This is a genomic window from Streptomyces sp. NPDC051740 (genome assembly GCF_044453165.1).
In the GTDB taxonomy this organism is placed as follows: domain Bacteria; phylum Actinomycetota; class Actinomycetes; order Streptomycetales; family Streptomycetaceae; genus Streptomyces; species Streptomyces atrovirens.
Genome location: NZ_JBITCL010000005.1, coordinates 375,445 through 389,962 on the forward strand (window position 1 = coordinate 375,445; position 14,518 = coordinate 389,962).

Here is a 14,518-nt window from a genome sequence, read left to right on the forward strand (position 1 = left end):
AGGGCGGTGACATCCCATGTCACCGCCCTCACCCGTTCACTCCCCCTCGGCCAGCCGCGCCGGGAAACCCCCGGTCGCCACCGGGCCCCAGCGCTCCGGGGTGATCCGGATGATCGACTTGCCCTGCTTGACCATGGCGGCGCGGTACTCGTCCCAGTCCGGGTGCTCGCCGGCGATGTTCCGGTAGTACTCCACCAGCGGCTCCACGGACTCGGGCGAGTCCACCACCTCGGCGGTGCCGTCGATCTGGACCCACGGCCCGTTCCACTCGTCGCTGAGGACGATCAGGCTCACCCGGCTGTCCCGCTTGGCGTTGCGGGTCTTGGCGCGCTCGGGGTACGTGGAGACCACGATCCGGCCCGAGTCGTCGACCCCGCAGGTCAGCGGCGAGCCCTGGGGACCGCCGTCCGCCCGCCGGGTCAGCAGGACCGCCCGGTGCCGGGGCCGTACGAAGTCCAGCAGCCCGTCGAGGGAGACACGGGTGTTCGTCGCGATGTTGGGTGCCATGGCGTCAGACTAGGCCGCCATGGCCTCCGGGAGGTTGTCGTACACGGGCACGTCGCGGCGCAGGCCCGTCAGTTCGAGCACGCGGGCGGCCACGCTGTCCGGGCGGGCCACCACGTACACGAGGGTGCCGGGGCGCAGCAGCCGGCGTACGTCGTTGATGAGGCGGACGCCCTGGGAGTCCATGAAGTCGGTCGCGGTGAGGTCGAGGACCAGGACACGGGCCCGCCGGCCGTCGCGGGGGCGGCCCTTGGCCACGATGACGTCGAGGAGTCCCCCGGCGTTGGAGAAGTCGATCTCCGGGGGGAAGCGGAACAGCGTGTGCTCGGACACGTCACGCGGGTCGGAGGGGTTCGGCAGGAAGGTCACGGTGCTCACCTGGCAGACATGCGTCGTCCGGGATTCCGGCAAGGCCACTTCCTGACCCGTCCGCCATTCCACCACGCCGGAGGGCGCCGGTGGTAGCGGAGCCGGGGTGGTGATCGGCCCGGACGCCGATACCGCAGGTCCGGGCGTCACCTCATCGCAACCGAACAGATAGAATTCCGTGCGTCCTGTGCTCGCAGTCAGGAATGTGCTGCGGAGCTCTCCTGCGCACGGCCGTGGTGCCGTGCATGCCGAAGAGGTTCGTGGTGGCTGCGTCCCGGTTTTCTGATTTGCCCCGTTTCCCGGCTGGGTTGGAGCTGGCGGAAGCGCTCACGGCTGCGGCACGGCGACTGCACGAGACGTCCACCCCGGACAGCACCCTGGACACCGCCGTCCGTCTCGCGGTGGACCTCGTGCCCGGTGCCGACCACGCGGGCATCTCCGTCGTCGAGCGGGACGACCGGCGCTCCACGCTCGCCTGGACCGACGACGTCGTACGCGCCGCCGAGGAGGGCGACGCCCCCGGGGACGGGCGGCGGCCGTACTGGCACCGCCTGTGGGCCGCCCCCGTGGCCGGGGTCGAGGACAGCGAGAACGGCGAGGGCGACGAGGTGCTGTCCGGGCTCGGCCTGCGGTCCGCGCTGTCGCTGCGGCTGCGGGCCGACCGCCGCCGGCTGACCGTGCTCACCGCCTACGCCCGCAAGCCGCGCGCCTTCGACGAGACCGCGCTGCGGGTCGGCCGGCTGTTCACCGCGCACGTCGGCATCGCCCTCGACTCCGCCACCGTGCGCGAGCAGCTCACCGAGGCCATGCGCACCCGGGACCTGATCGGCCAGGCCACCGGCATCCTCATGGAGCGCCTGGACATCGACGCGGCCGGCGCCTTCGACAGCCTGGTCCGCGCCTCGCAGCGGGAGAACATCAAACTGCGCGACCTCGCCCGCCGCATCGTCGACCCCGACCACACCCCCTGACAGGGTCCGACAGGACCTGTCGGGGCCTTACGCGGCCGGAAGCGACTCCCCCTGCACGGCCTGGACGTCCAGCTCCACCCGGAGGGTCGTGCCGATGGCCGCGATGCCGGCCTGGACGACCTGGTTGTAGTTCATCGCGAAGTCCTCGCGCCGCAGTTCGGCCGTGGCGCGGAAGGCCGCCCGGGTGCCGCCCCAGGGGTCCGCCCCGGTGCCGAGGTAGGCCAGGTCCAGGTCGACGGGCCGGACGACGCCCCGCATGGCCAGCTCGCCGTGGACCGTCCAGCGGTCGGAACCCGCCCCGGTCAGACCGGTGGACCGGTAGGTGATCTCGGGGTACCGCTCGACGTCCAGGAAGTCCGCGGACCGCAGATGGGCGTCGCGCGTCCCGTTGCCGGTGTCGATGGACGCCGCCCGGATCACCGCCTCCACACGGGACTTGGCGATGTCGTCCGGCGCGACCTCCACCAGGGCCGCGAACTCGGTGAACCGTCCCCGCACGCTGGAGATGCCCAGGTGCTGGGCGACGGCCGCCACGCTCGAATGCGCCGGGTCCACGGTCCACGGCCCCGGCGGCGGCAGCTCGGTGCCGCCCTGCCGGGCCAGTGTCACCGTCCCGACCTCGGCCCGCCCGCTCGCGGTGACGATGGCGCTCGCGGCGGCGGGCGCGTACCCGACCGCGGTGACGATCACGGTGTACGCCCCCGGCGCCAGCGCGGTGGCGTCCCGCACGGCGCCCTCGGGGTCCGCCTCGGCGCGCAGCACCTGCGTACCGGTCCCGTCGGTCACCGTGACGACCGCGTGCGACACGGCCCATCCGTCCCGGGTGCGGATCCTCGCGGTCAGTGACATCCCGTTTTCTCCCTGCACATACGTACGAAATGGTCGTGAACAGACCGGCCCGCGGCGGGGGCGCGTCTCCGCTACAGGACGCGCCCCCCGCCACGGGCCGGGGTTTCGCTACTCGCCCGGGTGGGCGAGCTCGATGTCGTGGTCGTCGACACCGGTGCCGGAGACGGTCAGCGCCGTCGCCACCGGCGGGTAGCCCGTGGCGATGACGGTGTACTCGCCGCCGTCCAGATCGGCGAAGGCGTACGCGCCGTCCGCACCGGTCGTCGCCGTGCCGGCCACGTTGCCGGCCGCGTCGACCAGGGTGACCCGGGCGTCGGCCAGCGGCCCGTGCGGGGCGCGGACCACACCCCGCACCCGGGCGCCGGTCTCCAGGTCGACCTCGACCCGAGTGACCCCGGTGCCGCCCACCTCGACGGGCAGGGCGCGCGGCCGGTACCCGGCGGCGTTCACCGCCACGGTCACCGCGCCCGGCACCAGCTCGGCGAACGAGAACTCGCCCTCCTCACCGGTGCTCCCGGTGGCCAGCAGATCGCCGCGCACATCGGTGACGATCACCATCGCGTCCTTCACCGGCAGCCCGCCGTCCGCCGTGCGGACCAGTCCGGTCAGCCCGCTGGTGCCGCTGAGCAGGATGTCGTAGGCGAGGGGTTCGCCGTTCACGACGATCGTGGACGCCTGCGGCTGGTGGCCGTCGGCGGCGGCGATCAGGACGTACGACCCGGCGCCGGGCGCGTCCACCGCGTACGCGCCGTCGGCCTGCGCCACCGACCGGCCGAGCTGACGCCCGCCCAGTGAGATCAGCGTGACGGCGGCCTGCGGCACGGGCGCGCTGTCGGCGCCGCGCACGACACCGCGTACCGGGATGCCACCGGAGACGGGTGCCTCCGGCTCACCGGGGCCGGCCGCCGTGGCGACGGCGGCGGGGCGCTGCGTGGCGGCGGTCCCGGCGGTCCCGGCGGCCGAGGGGGCCGTCACCGCACCGGCCGGAACCGGCTCGGCGGCGGCACGGGCGGCCCCCGCCGGGGCCGGGGCCTCCGCCGGGGCGGTCCCGTCCGAGGCCTCCGCGGCCTGGGCCAGCGCGCCGGACGTCCGCAGCGGGACCTCCTTGATGAACAGCGTCACCAGGAAGGCGAGCAGGGCGATCGGCGCGACGTACAGGAAGATGTCGGCGATGCCGTGCCCGTAGGCGCTCTCCAGCCAGGTGCGGATGGACGGGGGCAGCAGGTCCATGTCGGGGATCGTGCCGCTGCCGGAGGTCTTGGCGGCGGCGGCCTGCTCCTGCGGGCTGAGCTGCCCGATGGTGTCCCGGGCGTAGTCGCTGATCCGGCTGGACATGACCGAGCCGAGCACGGAGACGCCCACCGCGCCGCCGAGGGACCGGAAGAAGGTCACGACGGAGGAGGCCGCGCCCAGGTCGCTCGGGGCCACCTGGTTCTGCGTGCACAGGACCAGGTTCTGCATCATCATGCCGACGCCGAGACCCATGAGCGCCATGAAGACGCCGATGTGCCAGTACGGGGTGTCGTAGCGCATGGTGCCCAGCAGGCCCAGGCCCGCCGTCAGCAGCACACCGCCGACCAGCAGCCAGCTCTTCCACCTGCCGGTCTTGGTGATGATGATGCCGGAGACCGTCGACGATATGAACAGGCCGCCGATCATCGGGATGGTCATGACGCCCGACATCGTCGGGGACTTGTCCCGGGCGAGCTGGAAGTACTGGCTGAAGTAGACGGTGCCCGCGAACATCGCGATACCGACGAACAGCGAGGCCAGCGAGGCCAGCGTGATGGTGCGGTTCCGGAACAGGCGCAGCGGGATGATCGGCTCGTCGGCCTTCGACTCGACGAGGAGGAAGATCAGCGTCAGGACGATCGCGCCGCCGACCATGACGCCGGTCTGCCAGGACATCCAGGAGTACTTGTCGTCGGCGAAGGTGACCCAGACGAGCAGCAGGCAGACGGCCGCGGTGACGAAGAAGGCGCCGGCCCAGTCGACCTTGACCTTCCGCTTGACCACGGGCAGGTTCAGCGTCTTCTGCAGCACGATCAGCGCGATGATCGCGAAGGGCACGCCGACGTAGAGGCACCAGCGCCAGCCGAGCCAGCTGGTGTCGGTGATCACGCCGCCGAGCAGCGGGCCGCCGACGGTCGCGACGGCGAAGGTGGCGCCGATGTAGCCGGAGTAGCGGCCGCGCTCGCGCGGGGAGATCATCGCGGCCATGATGATCTGCGCCAGGGCGGACAGACCGCCGGCGCCCAGGCCCTGGATGGCACGCGCGGTGATCAGCATGCCCGGGTTCTGCGCCAGACCGGCCACGACGGAGCCGAGGACGAAGACGACCAGGGCCGCCTGGACCAGGATCTTCTTGCTGGTGAGGTCGGCGAGCTTGCCCCACAGGGGGGTGGAGGCGGTCATCGTCAGCAGCGAGGCGGTGACGACCCAGGTGTAGGCGCTCTGGCCGCCGCCGAGGTCGCCCACGATCTCGGGCAGGGCGTTGGTGACGATGGTCGACGACAGGATGGCGCAGAACATGCCGAGCAGCAGCCCGGACAGCGCCTCCATGATCTGCCGATGGGTCATCGGAGCGTCTGCGGAGGAGCCTCCCCCGTGCTTGGCATGAGCCCGCACACCGTTCGGTGTGGTCGTTGCCATGGACTTCCTTCTCTTACGTGCTTGCGGGTGTACGGGTGGTCTGTTCGGGAGCGGGAGATGCCGGGCGGGGCACCGCTCGGCAGTCGCCGAAGCTGTCCCTGAGCCGGGTCATCAGCTGGGTGAGCCGGCTGACCTCGTCGTCGGACCAGTCGTCCAGGCGCTCCGAGAGGAGCTGGGTGGACCGCCGGAACAGCTCGTCGAGCTGGGTCCGGCCGGCGGGGGTGAGGTGCAGGATGCGGGACCGTTTGTCGGCGGGGTCGGGGGAGCGTTCGATCCAGCCGCGCTCGGCCAGGTGGGCGACGTGGCGGCTGGTGACCGACATGTCCACGGACAGCAGCTCGGCGAGCCTGCTCATGCGCATGTCGCCGTGGCGGCCGAGCAGCGCCAGCACGGCGGCGGAGCCGCTGGGGCAGCCGGTCGGCATGATCCGGTTCATTTCCCGCTTGACGGCGCCGAAGGCGCTGAACTGTCGAACCAGTTCCTCGTACTGCGCCTGCTCGGCCATGACACCTCCCGTTTTGATTGCTTAGGGCAACGATAAGAATCGATGGTTGCTGAAGGCAAATAAAAACGGGCCTCCTGGCCCAAAAACTTGGCAAAGGCAAGTAATCGCGAAAGTAAACCCGCAGGTCCGGGCGTTTCCGCACCGTCGACACCGCCCGTCAGCCCCTGCCGACGCCGCCCGCCACCCCTCGCCGGGGCCGCCCATCACCCCTTGCCCATGCCCCCACTTGGGCGCCTCACCGGGCATTCGCTAGGGTCTCGGGGCATGGCTAACACCCAGGGCCCGCAGGGCAACCACGACCCCGCCGGCAGCACCCAGATGTTCCGCGCGTTCGTCGACGAGGAACCCCAGAGCCGGCAGGCCGCCGCGACCACCGGCGGCGGCCCGCGGATCGGTCTGATCGTCGGCGTCGTCGTCGCCGTGGCGGTCGTCGCGGCGGTGGCCTGGCTCGCACTGAAGTAACGACGGCCTCGCGGCTCGCGCCGCCATGACCGCGGTTCGCGCCGCCATGCTGCGGCTCACCGGGAGCCGGCGGCCGCGGGTACGTCGTGGTTCCTCGCGCAGTTCCCCGCGCCCCTGTAAGTGACGCCACTCCCAGGGGCGCGGGGCCGTACCGGCGTGCGACTTTGCCACGTGGGCGCGAGCGGGGCCTGGGGGCGAAGCCGCCCAGGCACGGGAAGGGTGCCGGGGGCCGCTCCCGGCACGTAGGCGTGACGGTGGCGGCCCGACGCGGGCGCGAGCGCTGGGAAGCCGTGTGCGGGATCACCGGAAAACGCGGTGGCCCCGCGCGGGCGTGAGTACGGGAAAGCCGTGTGCGGGATCACCGGAAAACGCGGTGGCCCGGCGCGGGCGCCGGAGAACCGGGTGCGGGATCACCGGAAAACGCGGCGGCCGCCGTTGCGCCCGTACGAGGCGCCCCGGCGGCCACGAATCCGATTCCACGTACGGAGCGCCCCGTCGGTGCCCCGTGCCGTGCCTCAGTCCGAGATGAGGCCCTCCCGCAGCTGGGCCAGCGTCCGGGTGAGCAGGCGAGAGACGTGCATCTGGGAGATGCCGACCTCCTCGCCGATCTGTGACTGGGTCATGTTGGCGAAGAAGCGGAGCATGATGATCCGCCGTTCCCGGGGCGGCAGCTTGGCCAGCAGCGGCTTGAGCGACTCGCGGTACTCCACGCCCTCCAGCGCCGTGTCCTCGTAGCCGAGGCGGTCCGCGAGCGAGCCCTCACCGCCGTCGTCCTCGGGGGCGGGGGAGTCCAGCGAGGACGCCGTGTACGCGTTGCCGACCGCGAGCCCGTCGACGACGTCCTCCTCCGACACGCCCAGTACGGCGGCGAGTTCGGCGACCGTCGGGGAGCGGTCCAGCTTCTGGGAGAGCTCGTCGCCGGCCTTCGTCAGCGCCAGGCGCAGCTCCTGCAGCCGGCGCGGCACCCGCACCGACCACGACGTGTCGCGGAAGAACCGCTTGATCTCGCCGACCACCGTCGGCATCGCGAACGTCGGGAACTCCACGCCCCGTTCGCAGTCGAAGCGGTCGATCGCCTTGATCAGCCCGATGGTGCCGACCTGGACGATGTCCTCCATCGGCTCGTTGCGCGAGCGGAACCGCGCCGCCGCGTACCGCACCAGCGGCAGGTTGAGCTCGATCAGGGTGTCCCGGACGTAGGCGCGCTCCGGGCTGTCCTCGTCCAGTACGGCGAGCCGCAGGAACAGGGAGCGGGACAGGGTGCGGGTGTCGAGGGCCGCCGTGTCCGGGAGTTCCGGAGCGGGCGTGGTCGGGAGGGCCGGGCCCTCGTCGATGGGGCCGAGTGCGTCGAGAGCATGGGGAGCTGTCTCGCTCTCCGCGAGCGTGAGCACCTTCGAGCTGCCCTGTTCTGCGGACATGCCACCCCCTTTGGGTCGCGGGACGGTCGCGGCGGACGCTCCTCGATCGAGGAACGCAGCCATCACCTGGAATACCGGCGCCGAGGCTCCGGCAAACGCGCTTTCCGCAGAATGTCACATGTCGGCAACACGCTGTAGTGACATGTCGACATCTGAGATGTGAATCAGCCCTGGAAACAAGGGGTCTGACGGGCTTTCGGACCAGAAGCGCACAGAAAAGAGCTGTGGGGTGATTCGCTCTTTCCGGTTACGCCTCGATCCTGTTTGCGGACCGCAGCCGCTGGAAGCTACGTGCCAGCAGCCGGGACACGTGCATCTGCGAGACGCCGAGTTCGGCACTGATCTGCGACTGGGTGAGATTGCTGTAGTAACGCAGCAGCAGGATGCGCTGCTCCCGCTCGGGGAGCTGGACGAGCAGGTGCCGGACGAGGTCGCGGTGCTCGACGCCGTCCAGGGCGGGATCCTCGTACCCCAGCCGGTCCAGCAGTCCCGGCATCCCGTCGCCCTCCTGCGCGGCCTCCAGAGAGGTGGCGTGGTACGACCGTCCGGCCTCGATGCAGGACAGCACCTCCTCCTCGGTGATGCGCAGCCGCTGGGCGATCTCGGCGGTCGACGGGGAGCGTCCGAAGGCGGTCGTCAGGTCCTCGGTCGCGCTGTTGACCTGCACCCACAGCTCGTGCAGCCGGCGCGGCACGTGGACGGTGCGGACGTTGTCCCGGAAGTACCGCTTGATCTCGCCGACCACCGTCGGCATCGCGAACGTCGGGAACTGCACGCCCCGGTCCGGGTCGAAGCGGTCGATGGCGTTGATCAGCCCGATGGTGCCGACCTGGACGACGTCCTCCATCGGCTCGTTGCGGGAGCGGAAGCGGGCGGCGGCGTACCGCACCAGGGGCAGGTTGGCCTCGATGAGCGCGGCGCGCACGCGGGCGTGCTCCGGCATGCCCGGCTCCAGCTCCTTGAGCTGGCCGAAGAGCAGCTGGGTCAGGGCCCGGGTGTCGGCGCCGCGCCGCTTGGCGGGGCTCACCGGCCGGTCGTCGGCGGTCGCGGCCGGGTCGGGAGAGGCCGGGCCGGGAGAGGGCGGGCCGGGAGAGGCCGGGTCGGGAGAGGGCGGGCCGGGAGAGGGCGGGGCAGGGGAGGACGGGGTGAGGGAGGACCGGTCGGGGGCCGGAGCCTGGACCGCGTCGGGGGACACCTCGTCCTGGGGCGGCGCAGTACTGGCCGGCACGGTCAACGCCACCTCTTCATCGCTCACATCGTCCGTCGACTCATCCCTCAAAAGCGGTCATAGCATCACAAGACTGACTCAGTATGCGCAAGTACCGCATATTCCGTGTTGAGTGCCAAAAACGGACGTACGGAACGACAAAACCCCCCGCCGTCACGGCGGGGGGCTCCAGGGAGCGGAGTGTCAGAACTCGTAGTCGGCGATCACCCACGTGGCGAACTCGCGCCACAGTCCGACACCCGCCTGGTGCTCCGGGTGCTCCACGTACCGGCGCAGCGCCTCCACGTCCTCGAACGCCGAGTTGATGGCGAAGTCGTAGGCGATGGGGCGGTCGCTGATGTTCCAGGCGCACTCCCAGAAGCGGATCTCCGGGATCTTGCCGTCCAGCGAACGGAAGGCCTCCACGCCCTTCACGACCCTGGGGTCGTCGCGCTCGACGCCCTCGTCCAGTCGGAAGAGCACCAGGTGGCGGATCATCACTTTCCTCCGTTGGCCAGCCAGGTCATGAAGTCGCCGATGGCCTTCGCGGCGTCCGATATGCCCTCGAACCCTATCTGGACGTAGTCGGCCGCGGTCTCCGGGTCCGTGATGATCAGGTACAGCACGAAGACCACAAGGACGTAGACGGCGATCTTCTTCGCGTTCACCGCCACCGCGGCCCCCCTGTCACTGGTGTCACACGAGCATCGAGCGGCCCCATGATCGCACGAAGGGCCCCGTCTGACGACGGGGCCCTTCACCGGCGGTAGCGGAGGGATTTGAACCCTCGGTGACTTGCGCCACACTCGCTTTCGAGGCGAGCTCCTTCGGCCGCTCGGACACGCTACCGAGGGAGACCTTACAGCACGGTGGGGCGTGGTTTGAAATCGGTATTCAGCGGTTCCGGAAGAACTCCGTGAGCAGCCGGGCGCACTCCTCGGCGAGTACGCCCTCGATGACTTCGGGGCGGTGGTTGAGCCGCCGGTCGCGGACGAGGTCCCACAGCGAGCCGACCGCGCCCGCCTTCTCGTCCCGGGCGCCGTAGACCACCCGGTCCACCCGTGACTGCTGGAGAGCGCCCGCGCACATCGTGCACGGCTCCAGCGTCACCACCAGGGTGCAGCCGGCCAGCCGCCACTCCCCGAGCCGCGCGGCGGCCCGCCGGACGGCGAGGACCTCCGCGTGGGCCGTGGGGTCGCCGGCGGCCTCGCGCTCGTTGTGGGCGGCGGCCAGCACGGTGGTGCCGTCCGGGGCCAGCACGACGGCGCCGACGGGGACGTCCCCGCCCCGGACGGCCCGTGAGGCCTCGTCCAGGGCGAGCCGCATCGCCGCCCGCCAGGGGTCGCGTACCGGGTCCGGCGGTCCGGACGGGGTGGTGGTGGCCGACACGGTCAGCGGACGGTCTCCAGGACCTCCGAGGCGCCCAGGGCGTCGGCGATCTCGGTGACGGCGTCCTCGGTCATCGAACGCAGCTCCTTCTCGCTCACGCCCAGGTCCTCCAGGACCTGCGCGTCACCGACCGGCCCGTGCGGCACGGCGTCGGCGCCGCCGGCGGACGCGGCGCCGTCGTCCGCTCCGTCGTCCTCGTCGTCCGGTTCACCGTCCTCCGTGCCGTCGAGGTCGAGGGCGTCCAGGTCGGTGCCGTCGTCACCGGGTTCCCGGCCGAGCAGTTCGTCGGTGAGCAGGATCTCCCCGTAGCTGCTGCGGGCGGCGGCGGCGGCGTCGGAGACGTAGACCCGGGGATCCTCCTCGCCGTCCACGCGGACGACACCGAACCAGCCGTCCTCCTGCTCGATCAGCACGAGCACCGTGTCCTCGTCGGGAGAGGCTTCCCGGGCCAGGTCGGCCAGATCCGACAGGGTCTCCACATCGTCGATCTCCGTGTCGCTCGCTTCCCACCCGTCTTCGGTGCGCGCGAGCAGTGCGGCGAAGTACACCGTGACTCTCCCACTGGTCATAGGCGTGCCGGTTGGGGGTCCCCCCGGCGGAGGTGTCGCGGGCGGGGGGACGGTTCTCCGAGCCCCACCCACTCGGAATCGTGGCAGAAACAAGGCCATCAGGGGACGTCTTCGGCTCCCTGTGTCCGGCATTTTGATCGCAGTACGCCGAGTGCGCCCACGAAGGACTCACCAGCGCACTCCTTGCCGCCACGTGCGGATCGTACGCGGACTCACGCGCCTTCCCCGCACGGGCACTTCGGCAAACGTGTGCGAGTGGCGCGATCTTCCCGCGGCCGGGTGGGATTTTCCCGCGGCCGGGCGGGAGTCTCCCGCGGCCGGGTGCGATTCTTCCGGTGCCGCCTACCAGCGGAAGGTGCGCATGCGCATCGCGTGGCGCAGCCGGGCGGCCTTGGCACGGCGCGGCTGGACCCGGTCGCGCAGTGCCCGGGCCTCGGCGAGTTCGCGCAGGAACCGGGCGCGGCGCCGCCGCCGCTCGGCCTCCGTCTCCTCCGGGTCGTGTGTCCCGCGTGGTGACGGAAAGTCTCGGTCGTCCTGCTCAGGCATCGGTTCACCACCCCAGTCCGTCCCTCCCACCTTCCCCCGGCCGGGCGGTTTGACGCCAGCGAACGAGTGGCGGGCGCACGGGGGGCTTGTCGTGTGCGGGGACGCCGGGCCCACCGGGCCCGGTTAATGTTGACGCCATGCGTCTCCACGTCGTCGACCACCCCCTGGTCGCTCACAAGCTCACCACGCTGCGCGACCAGCGCACCGACTCCGCGACCTTCCGCCGTCTCGCCGACGAGCTGGTCACCCTGCTCGCCTACGAGGCCACGCGCGACGTGCGCACCGAACAGGTCGACATCCAGACGCCGGTCGAGCGGACCACGGGTGTCAAGCTCTCCCACCCGCGTCCGCTGGTGGTGCCGATCCTGCGGGCCGGTCTCGGCATGCTGGACGGCATGGTCCGGCTGCTGCCGACCGCAGAGGTGGGCTTCCTCGGCATGATCCGCAACGAGGAGACGCTGCAGGCGTCGACGTACGCCACCCGGATGCCGGAGGACCTCTCCGGGCGCCAGGTCTACGTCCTGGACCCGATGCTCGCCACCGGCGGCACGCTGGTCGCGGCGATCCAGGAGCTGATCCGGCGCGGCGCGGACGACGTGACCGCCGTGGTGCTGCTGGCCGCGCCCGAGGGCGTCGAGATCATGGAGCGCGAGCTGGCCGGCACCCCGGTGACGGTGGTGACGGCGTCGGTCGACGAGCGGCTCAACGAGCACGGCTACATCGTGCCGGGCCTCGGCGACGCGGGGGACCGGATGTACGGGGCGGCGGAGTAGACCCCGCGGCTCAGTGGGCCCCGCGGCTCAGCAGTTCTTCTTCGAGGCGGGCGTCGCCTTGGGTTCGGCCAGTACGGTCAGGGCCCGGTCGGCGTCCGCCTTCGCCGTCAGGGTCCTGAAGCCGTCGCCGATGATCAGGTCGACCTCGGTGCCCTTGCGGGCGGGGTCGGTACGGCGTTCGGCGTCGGCGAGCTGGGTGCCGAGCACCGGCAGCGAGGTGTCGAGGGCGGCGGCGGGCCCGAGGAGTACGCCGGTGCCCTTGACCTTCTTGTCGTACTCCTTGGCCGCGTTGCCGACCTCGCCGATCCTGAAGCCGCGCTTCCTCAGCTCGTCGGCGGTCTTCTGGGCGAGTCCGCCGCGGGTCGTGGCGTTGAGGACGTTGACCGTGATGGTCCCGGGCCGGGGCAGCGCCTTCGGGGCGGTCGTACGGCTCACCGTGTCGGCGCAGGCCGCCTTGGTGCCGTTCGCGGAAGCGGGGGCGCCGCCGCCGGTGAACACGTCGATGAGCTGGAGCGTGCCCCAGCCGCCCACGCCGAGCACGGCTGCGGAGGCGACGGTCAGGACGACGAGCCTGCCGCGCCGCGGGGGCCGGCGCATCCGCGGGTACTTGTCACCCGTGATCCGGTACTGGCCGCCCATGCCGGGTGGAGTGAGCATGCTCATGGGCGCAGCGTAGTGCGCTCGGACGGTAATGCATACCAGATGATCATCCGACTGTGCGCAGTCCAACCCGAAAGGGTCAAACCGTGCCGCGCGGGGGGACGGCGGTCGGGCGTCAGTCCAGTTCGAGCACGCGGGCGTGCAGCACCTGGCGTTGCTGGAGCGCGGCCCGCACCGCGCGGTGCAGCCCGTCCTCCAGGTACAGATCGCCCTGCCACTTCACGACGTGCGCGAAGAGGTCGCCGTAGAAGGTCGAGTCCTCGGCGAGGAGGGTCTCGAGGTCGAGCTGCTGCTTGGTCGTCACGAGCTGATCGAGGCGGACCGGGCGCGGCGCGACGTCCGCCCACTGCCGGGTGCTCTCCCGGCCGTGGTCGGGGTACGGCCGGCCGTTTCCGATGCGCTTGAAGATCACACGGAAAGCCTACCGGCCAACGCGTTCCGGGCGCAGCCATGGCGACGCAGTACGACGCCGGAAAAGGCACCCGAATACGGGGCGAAACGGGATGGTGATCTGATACGACCGATCACGGGACCGGGCCATCGGCCACCACCTCCGAGACTCCCCGGCCGTTCTTCCGCCCTCCCCGAGGGAGGCCTCGGTCCGCTTCCCGGGATCCTTCGCGGCCGTTGCCGCGGCCTCCCGCCGGGCTGTGGGCCGCTTGTCGGAGCCGGGGGCTCCTCCGGTCTTCCCCGCGGCTCCCCGCCGTCGGCGGCGCCCCGCCGGACGGCCCCGGAGTCACCGTCGTAGTGCTCGACGAGGTGCCGGCGCGCGGCGAACGCCTCAGCGGCGTACGCCGCGATCCCGTGTGCGGCCGGATCGTCCGCGGTGGGCCGGATCGTCCGCGGTGGGCCGGCCGCGTCCCGGCTCAGCCCGCGCGCCGGTACCCCAGTGCGTGCACCCGCTGCTTCGGCACGCCCAGTTCCTTGCGCACGAACGCCGACAGCGCGCGGGTGGTCGCGGTGTCGCAGGCGATCCACGCGTACGGGTCGGGGGTGGACCGCAGCAGCTCGGGCGGGTCGGCCCGGACCCGTTCGAGCAGCGCCGCCCCGGCCCCCGAACGGGGCACCTCGCGCACCTCGATCCGGCCGGGTTCGGCCCGGAAGGGCAGCCCGTCGAGGACGCCCTCGAACCAGACGGTCGCCGGGGCCGCACTCAGCGTGCCGAGCAGCGAGTTGATGGCCGGCGGCGAGGCCGGGTCGCCGATCGCGACGATGTGGGAGGGGCCGGGGTCCGGCTCCTCGAACCTCGTGCTCTGCACGGTCGCCTCGATGGTGTCGCCGGGCTTCGCCGTCCTGGCCCAGTCGCCGGCGCACCCCTCGTGCAGGGCGAACTCCAGGCCGAAGGTGCCGGCCGCCGGGTCGGGGTCCACCAGGGTGTACGCCCGCTGGTGCGGTTTGCCCGCGTTGTCGAACCACAGCCGCACCCACATCGTCGGGTGGACACCGGTCGCCGCCAGCATCCCGCCGTCGGTGAAGCGCACCCGCCGGTAGTCGGCGGTGACGTCCTCCGCGCCGGTCGCGGTGAACGTGAAGTCCTTCGCGCGGAACAGTTTGAGGACCGCGCCCTCCCAACCCCGCCCCTGCCCCCTCCCGCCTTCACCCTTCGCGTACGATTTCGTCACGGTTCACTTAGGAGAGCCTAAC

18 protein-coding genes and 1 tRNA gene are annotated in these 14,518 nt (G+C 71.6%); 3 read left to right on the top strand and 16 right to left on the bottom strand.

Annotated elements, in window-relative coordinates:
• Positions 1–36: 36 nt before the first annotated feature.
• Both ACIA6T_RS11640 and ACIA6T_RS11645 read right to left on the bottom strand, forming a co-directional pair.
• Positions 37–507, bottom strand: a complete 471-nt coding sequence (locus ACIA6T_RS11640; RefSeq protein WP_399446344.1) for a PPOX class F420-dependent oxidoreductase — start codon at positions 505–507, stop codon at positions 37–39.
• Positions 508–516: 9 nt separating this feature from the next.
• Complete coding sequence (locus ACIA6T_RS11645; protein ID WP_399446345.1) at positions 517–873, bottom strand: STAS domain-containing protein; 357 nt, start codon at positions 871–873, stop codon at positions 517–519.
• Positions 874–1,118: 245 nt separating this feature from the next.
• Here ACIA6T_RS11645 and ACIA6T_RS11650 point away from each other — a divergent pair, with 245 nt between their 5' ends.
• Positions 1,119–1,844, top strand: coding sequence for an ANTAR domain-containing protein (locus tag ACIA6T_RS11650; protein ID WP_399446346.1), 726 nt, complete (start codon positions 1,119–1,121; stop codon positions 1,842–1,844).
• Positions 1,845–1,871: 27 nt separating this feature from the next.
• On the opposite strand, the gene ACIA6T_RS11655 is transcribed toward ACIA6T_RS11650, so the two are convergent.
• The 3 genes from ACIA6T_RS11655 to ACIA6T_RS11665 all read right to left on the bottom strand — a co-directional run bounded on the left by ACIA6T_RS11655 (position 1,872) and on the right by ACIA6T_RS11665 (position 5,850).
• Positions 1,872–2,693 carry a YceI family protein gene (locus ACIA6T_RS11655; RefSeq protein ID WP_399446347.1) on the bottom strand — a complete coding sequence of 274 codons (822 nt, stop codon included), beginning with the start codon at positions 2,691–2,693 and terminating at the stop codon, positions 1,872–1,874.
• Between the two features lie 108 nt (positions 2,694–2,801).
• Positions 2,802–5,345, bottom strand: a complete 2,544-nt coding sequence (locus ACIA6T_RS11660) for an MFS transporter (RefSeq protein WP_399446349.1) — start codon at positions 5,343–5,345, stop codon at positions 2,802–2,804.
• Between the two features lie 13 nt (positions 5,346–5,358).
• Positions 5,359–5,850 (bottom strand): MarR family winged helix-turn-helix transcriptional regulator, encoded by a 492-nt coding sequence (locus ACIA6T_RS11665; protein WP_399446350.1) that lies wholly within the window; start codon positions 5,848–5,850, stop codon positions 5,359–5,361.
• 264 nt (positions 5,851–6,114) lie between these two features.
• On the opposite strand from ACIA6T_RS11665, the gene ACIA6T_RS11670 reads away from it, so the two are divergent.
• Positions 6,115–6,312 (top strand): hypothetical protein, encoded by a 198-nt coding sequence (locus tag ACIA6T_RS11670; protein WP_399446351.1) that lies wholly within the window; start codon positions 6,115–6,117, stop codon positions 6,310–6,312.
• A gap of 515 nt (positions 6,313–6,827) precedes the next feature.
• Here the strand turns inward: ACIA6T_RS11670 and ACIA6T_RS11675 are convergent.
• The 8 genes from ACIA6T_RS11675 to ACIA6T_RS11710 all read right to left on the bottom strand — a co-directional run bounded on the left by ACIA6T_RS11675 (position 6,828) and on the right by ACIA6T_RS11710 (position 11,441).
• Positions 6,828–7,730, bottom strand: coding sequence for an RNA polymerase sigma factor SigF (locus tag ACIA6T_RS11675; RefSeq protein ID WP_073933416.1), 903 nt, complete (start codon positions 7,728–7,730; stop codon positions 6,828–6,830).
• 247 nt (positions 7,731–7,977) lie between these two features.
• Entirely contained in the window at positions 7,978–8,985 is a 1,008-nt protein-coding gene (locus tag ACIA6T_RS11680; RefSeq protein WP_399446352.1) for an RNA polymerase sigma factor SigF, read from the bottom strand.
• Positions 8,986–9,141: 156 nt separating this feature from the next.
• Complete coding sequence (locus ACIA6T_RS11685; protein WP_399446353.1) at positions 9,142–9,435, bottom strand: Dabb family protein; 294 nt, start codon at positions 9,433–9,435, stop codon at positions 9,142–9,144.
• The gene (locus tag ACIA6T_RS11690; RefSeq protein ID WP_399446354.1) at positions 9,435–9,611 is read right to left on the bottom strand and encodes a hypothetical protein; all 177 of its coding nucleotides are present in this window, start codon (positions 9,609–9,611) and stop codon (positions 9,435–9,437) included. The genes ACIA6T_RS11685 and ACIA6T_RS11690 overlap by 1 nt, the downstream gene beginning before the upstream one ends.
• A gap of 90 nt (positions 9,612–9,701) precedes the next feature.
• Positions 9,702–9,786, bottom strand: a tRNA-Ser gene (locus ACIA6T_RS11695).
• Positions 9,787–9,831: 45 nt separating this feature from the next.
• Positions 9,832–10,263, bottom strand: a complete 432-nt coding sequence (gene tadA / locus ACIA6T_RS11700) for a tRNA adenosine(34) deaminase TadA (protein ID WP_399446422.1) — start codon at positions 10,261–10,263, stop codon at positions 9,832–9,834.
• A gap of 65 nt (positions 10,264–10,328) precedes the next feature.
• On the bottom strand, positions 10,329–10,874 hold the full coding sequence (locus tag ACIA6T_RS11705) for a hypothetical protein (RefSeq protein WP_399446423.1): 546 nt from the start codon (positions 10,872–10,874) through the stop codon (positions 10,329–10,331).
• Between the two features lie 363 nt (positions 10,875–11,237).
• A complete protein-coding gene (locus ACIA6T_RS11710; protein ID WP_399446355.1) occupies positions 11,238–11,441 on the bottom strand; it encodes a hypothetical protein in 204 nt (67 codons plus the stop codon).
• Positions 11,442–11,578: 137 nt separating this feature from the next.
• Between ACIA6T_RS11710 and upp the strand changes: the two genes are divergently transcribed.
• Positions 11,579–12,214 carry a uracil phosphoribosyltransferase gene (upp, locus tag ACIA6T_RS11715; RefSeq protein WP_030850262.1) on the top strand — a complete coding sequence of 212 codons (636 nt, stop codon included), beginning with the start codon at positions 11,579–11,581 and terminating at the stop codon, positions 12,212–12,214.
• A 27-nt stretch (positions 12,215–12,241) separates the two neighbouring features.
• Here the strand turns inward: upp and ACIA6T_RS11720 are convergent, their stop codons facing one another.
• The 3 genes from ACIA6T_RS11720 to ACIA6T_RS11730 form a co-directional block, all read right to left on the bottom strand.
• Positions 12,242–12,853 carry a LytR C-terminal domain-containing protein gene (locus ACIA6T_RS11720; protein ID WP_399446424.1) on the bottom strand — a complete coding sequence of 204 codons (612 nt, stop codon included), beginning with the start codon at positions 12,851–12,853 and terminating at the stop codon, positions 12,242–12,244.
• Positions 12,854–12,989: 136 nt separating this feature from the next.
• The gene (locus tag ACIA6T_RS11725; protein ID WP_004943146.1) at positions 12,990–13,286 is read right to left on the bottom strand and encodes a type II toxin-antitoxin system VapB family antitoxin; all 297 of its coding nucleotides are present in this window, start codon (positions 13,284–13,286) and stop codon (positions 12,990–12,992) included.
• 454 nt (positions 13,287–13,740) lie between these two features.
• Positions 13,741–14,496: a siderophore-interacting protein gene (locus ACIA6T_RS11730; RefSeq protein ID WP_399446356.1), complete on the bottom strand. Its 756-nt coding sequence runs from the start codon at positions 14,494–14,496 to the stop codon at positions 13,741–13,743.
• Positions 14,497–14,518: the final 22 nt, after the last annotated feature.

What these genes read in the sequence shown, in the direction of transcription:
- ACIA6T_RS11640 (WP_399446344.1), bottom strand. Translation starts at nt 507, where the DNA reads ATGGCACCCAACATCGCGACGAACACCCGTGTCTCCCTCGACGGGCTG.
- ACIA6T_RS11650 (WP_399446346.1), top strand. Translation starts at nt 1,119, where the DNA reads ATGCCGAAGAGGTTCGTGGTGGCTGCGTCCCGGTTTTCTGATTTGCCC.
- ACIA6T_RS11655 (WP_399446347.1), bottom strand. Translation starts at nt 2,693, where the DNA reads ATGTCACTGACCGCGAGGATCCGCACCCGGGACGGATGGGCCGTGTCG.
- ACIA6T_RS11660 (WP_399446349.1), bottom strand. Translation starts at nt 5,345, where the DNA reads ATGGCAACGACCACACCGAACGGTGTGCGGGCTCATGCCAAGCACGGG.
- ACIA6T_RS11665 (WP_399446350.1), bottom strand. Translation starts at nt 5,850, where the DNA reads ATGGCCGAGCAGGCGCAGTACGAGGAACTGGTTCGACAGTTCAGCGCC.
- ACIA6T_RS11670 (WP_399446351.1), top strand. Translation starts at nt 6,115, where the DNA reads ATGGCTAACACCCAGGGCCCGCAGGGCAACCACGACCCCGCCGGCAGC.
- ACIA6T_RS11675 (WP_073933416.1), bottom strand. Translation starts at nt 7,730, where the DNA reads ATGTCCGCAGAACAGGGCAGCTCGAAGGTGCTCACGCTCGCGGAGAGC.
- ACIA6T_RS11685 (WP_399446353.1), bottom strand. Translation starts at nt 9,435, where the DNA reads ATGATCCGCCACCTGGTGCTCTTCCGACTGGACGAGGGCGTCGAGCGC.
- tadA (WP_399446422.1), bottom strand. Translation starts at nt 10,263, where the DNA reads ATGCGGCTCGCCCTGGACGAGGCCTCACGGGCCGTCCGGGGCGGGGAC.
- ACIA6T_RS11710 (WP_399446355.1), bottom strand. Translation starts at nt 11,441, where the DNA reads ATGCCTGAGCAGGACGACCGAGACTTTCCGTCACCACGCGGGACACAC.
- upp (WP_030850262.1), top strand. Translation starts at nt 11,579, where the DNA reads ATGCGTCTCCACGTCGTCGACCACCCCCTGGTCGCTCACAAGCTCACC.
- ACIA6T_RS11720 (WP_399446424.1), bottom strand. Translation starts at nt 12,853, where the DNA reads ATGGGCGGCCAGTACCGGATCACGGGTGACAAGTACCCGCGGATGCGC.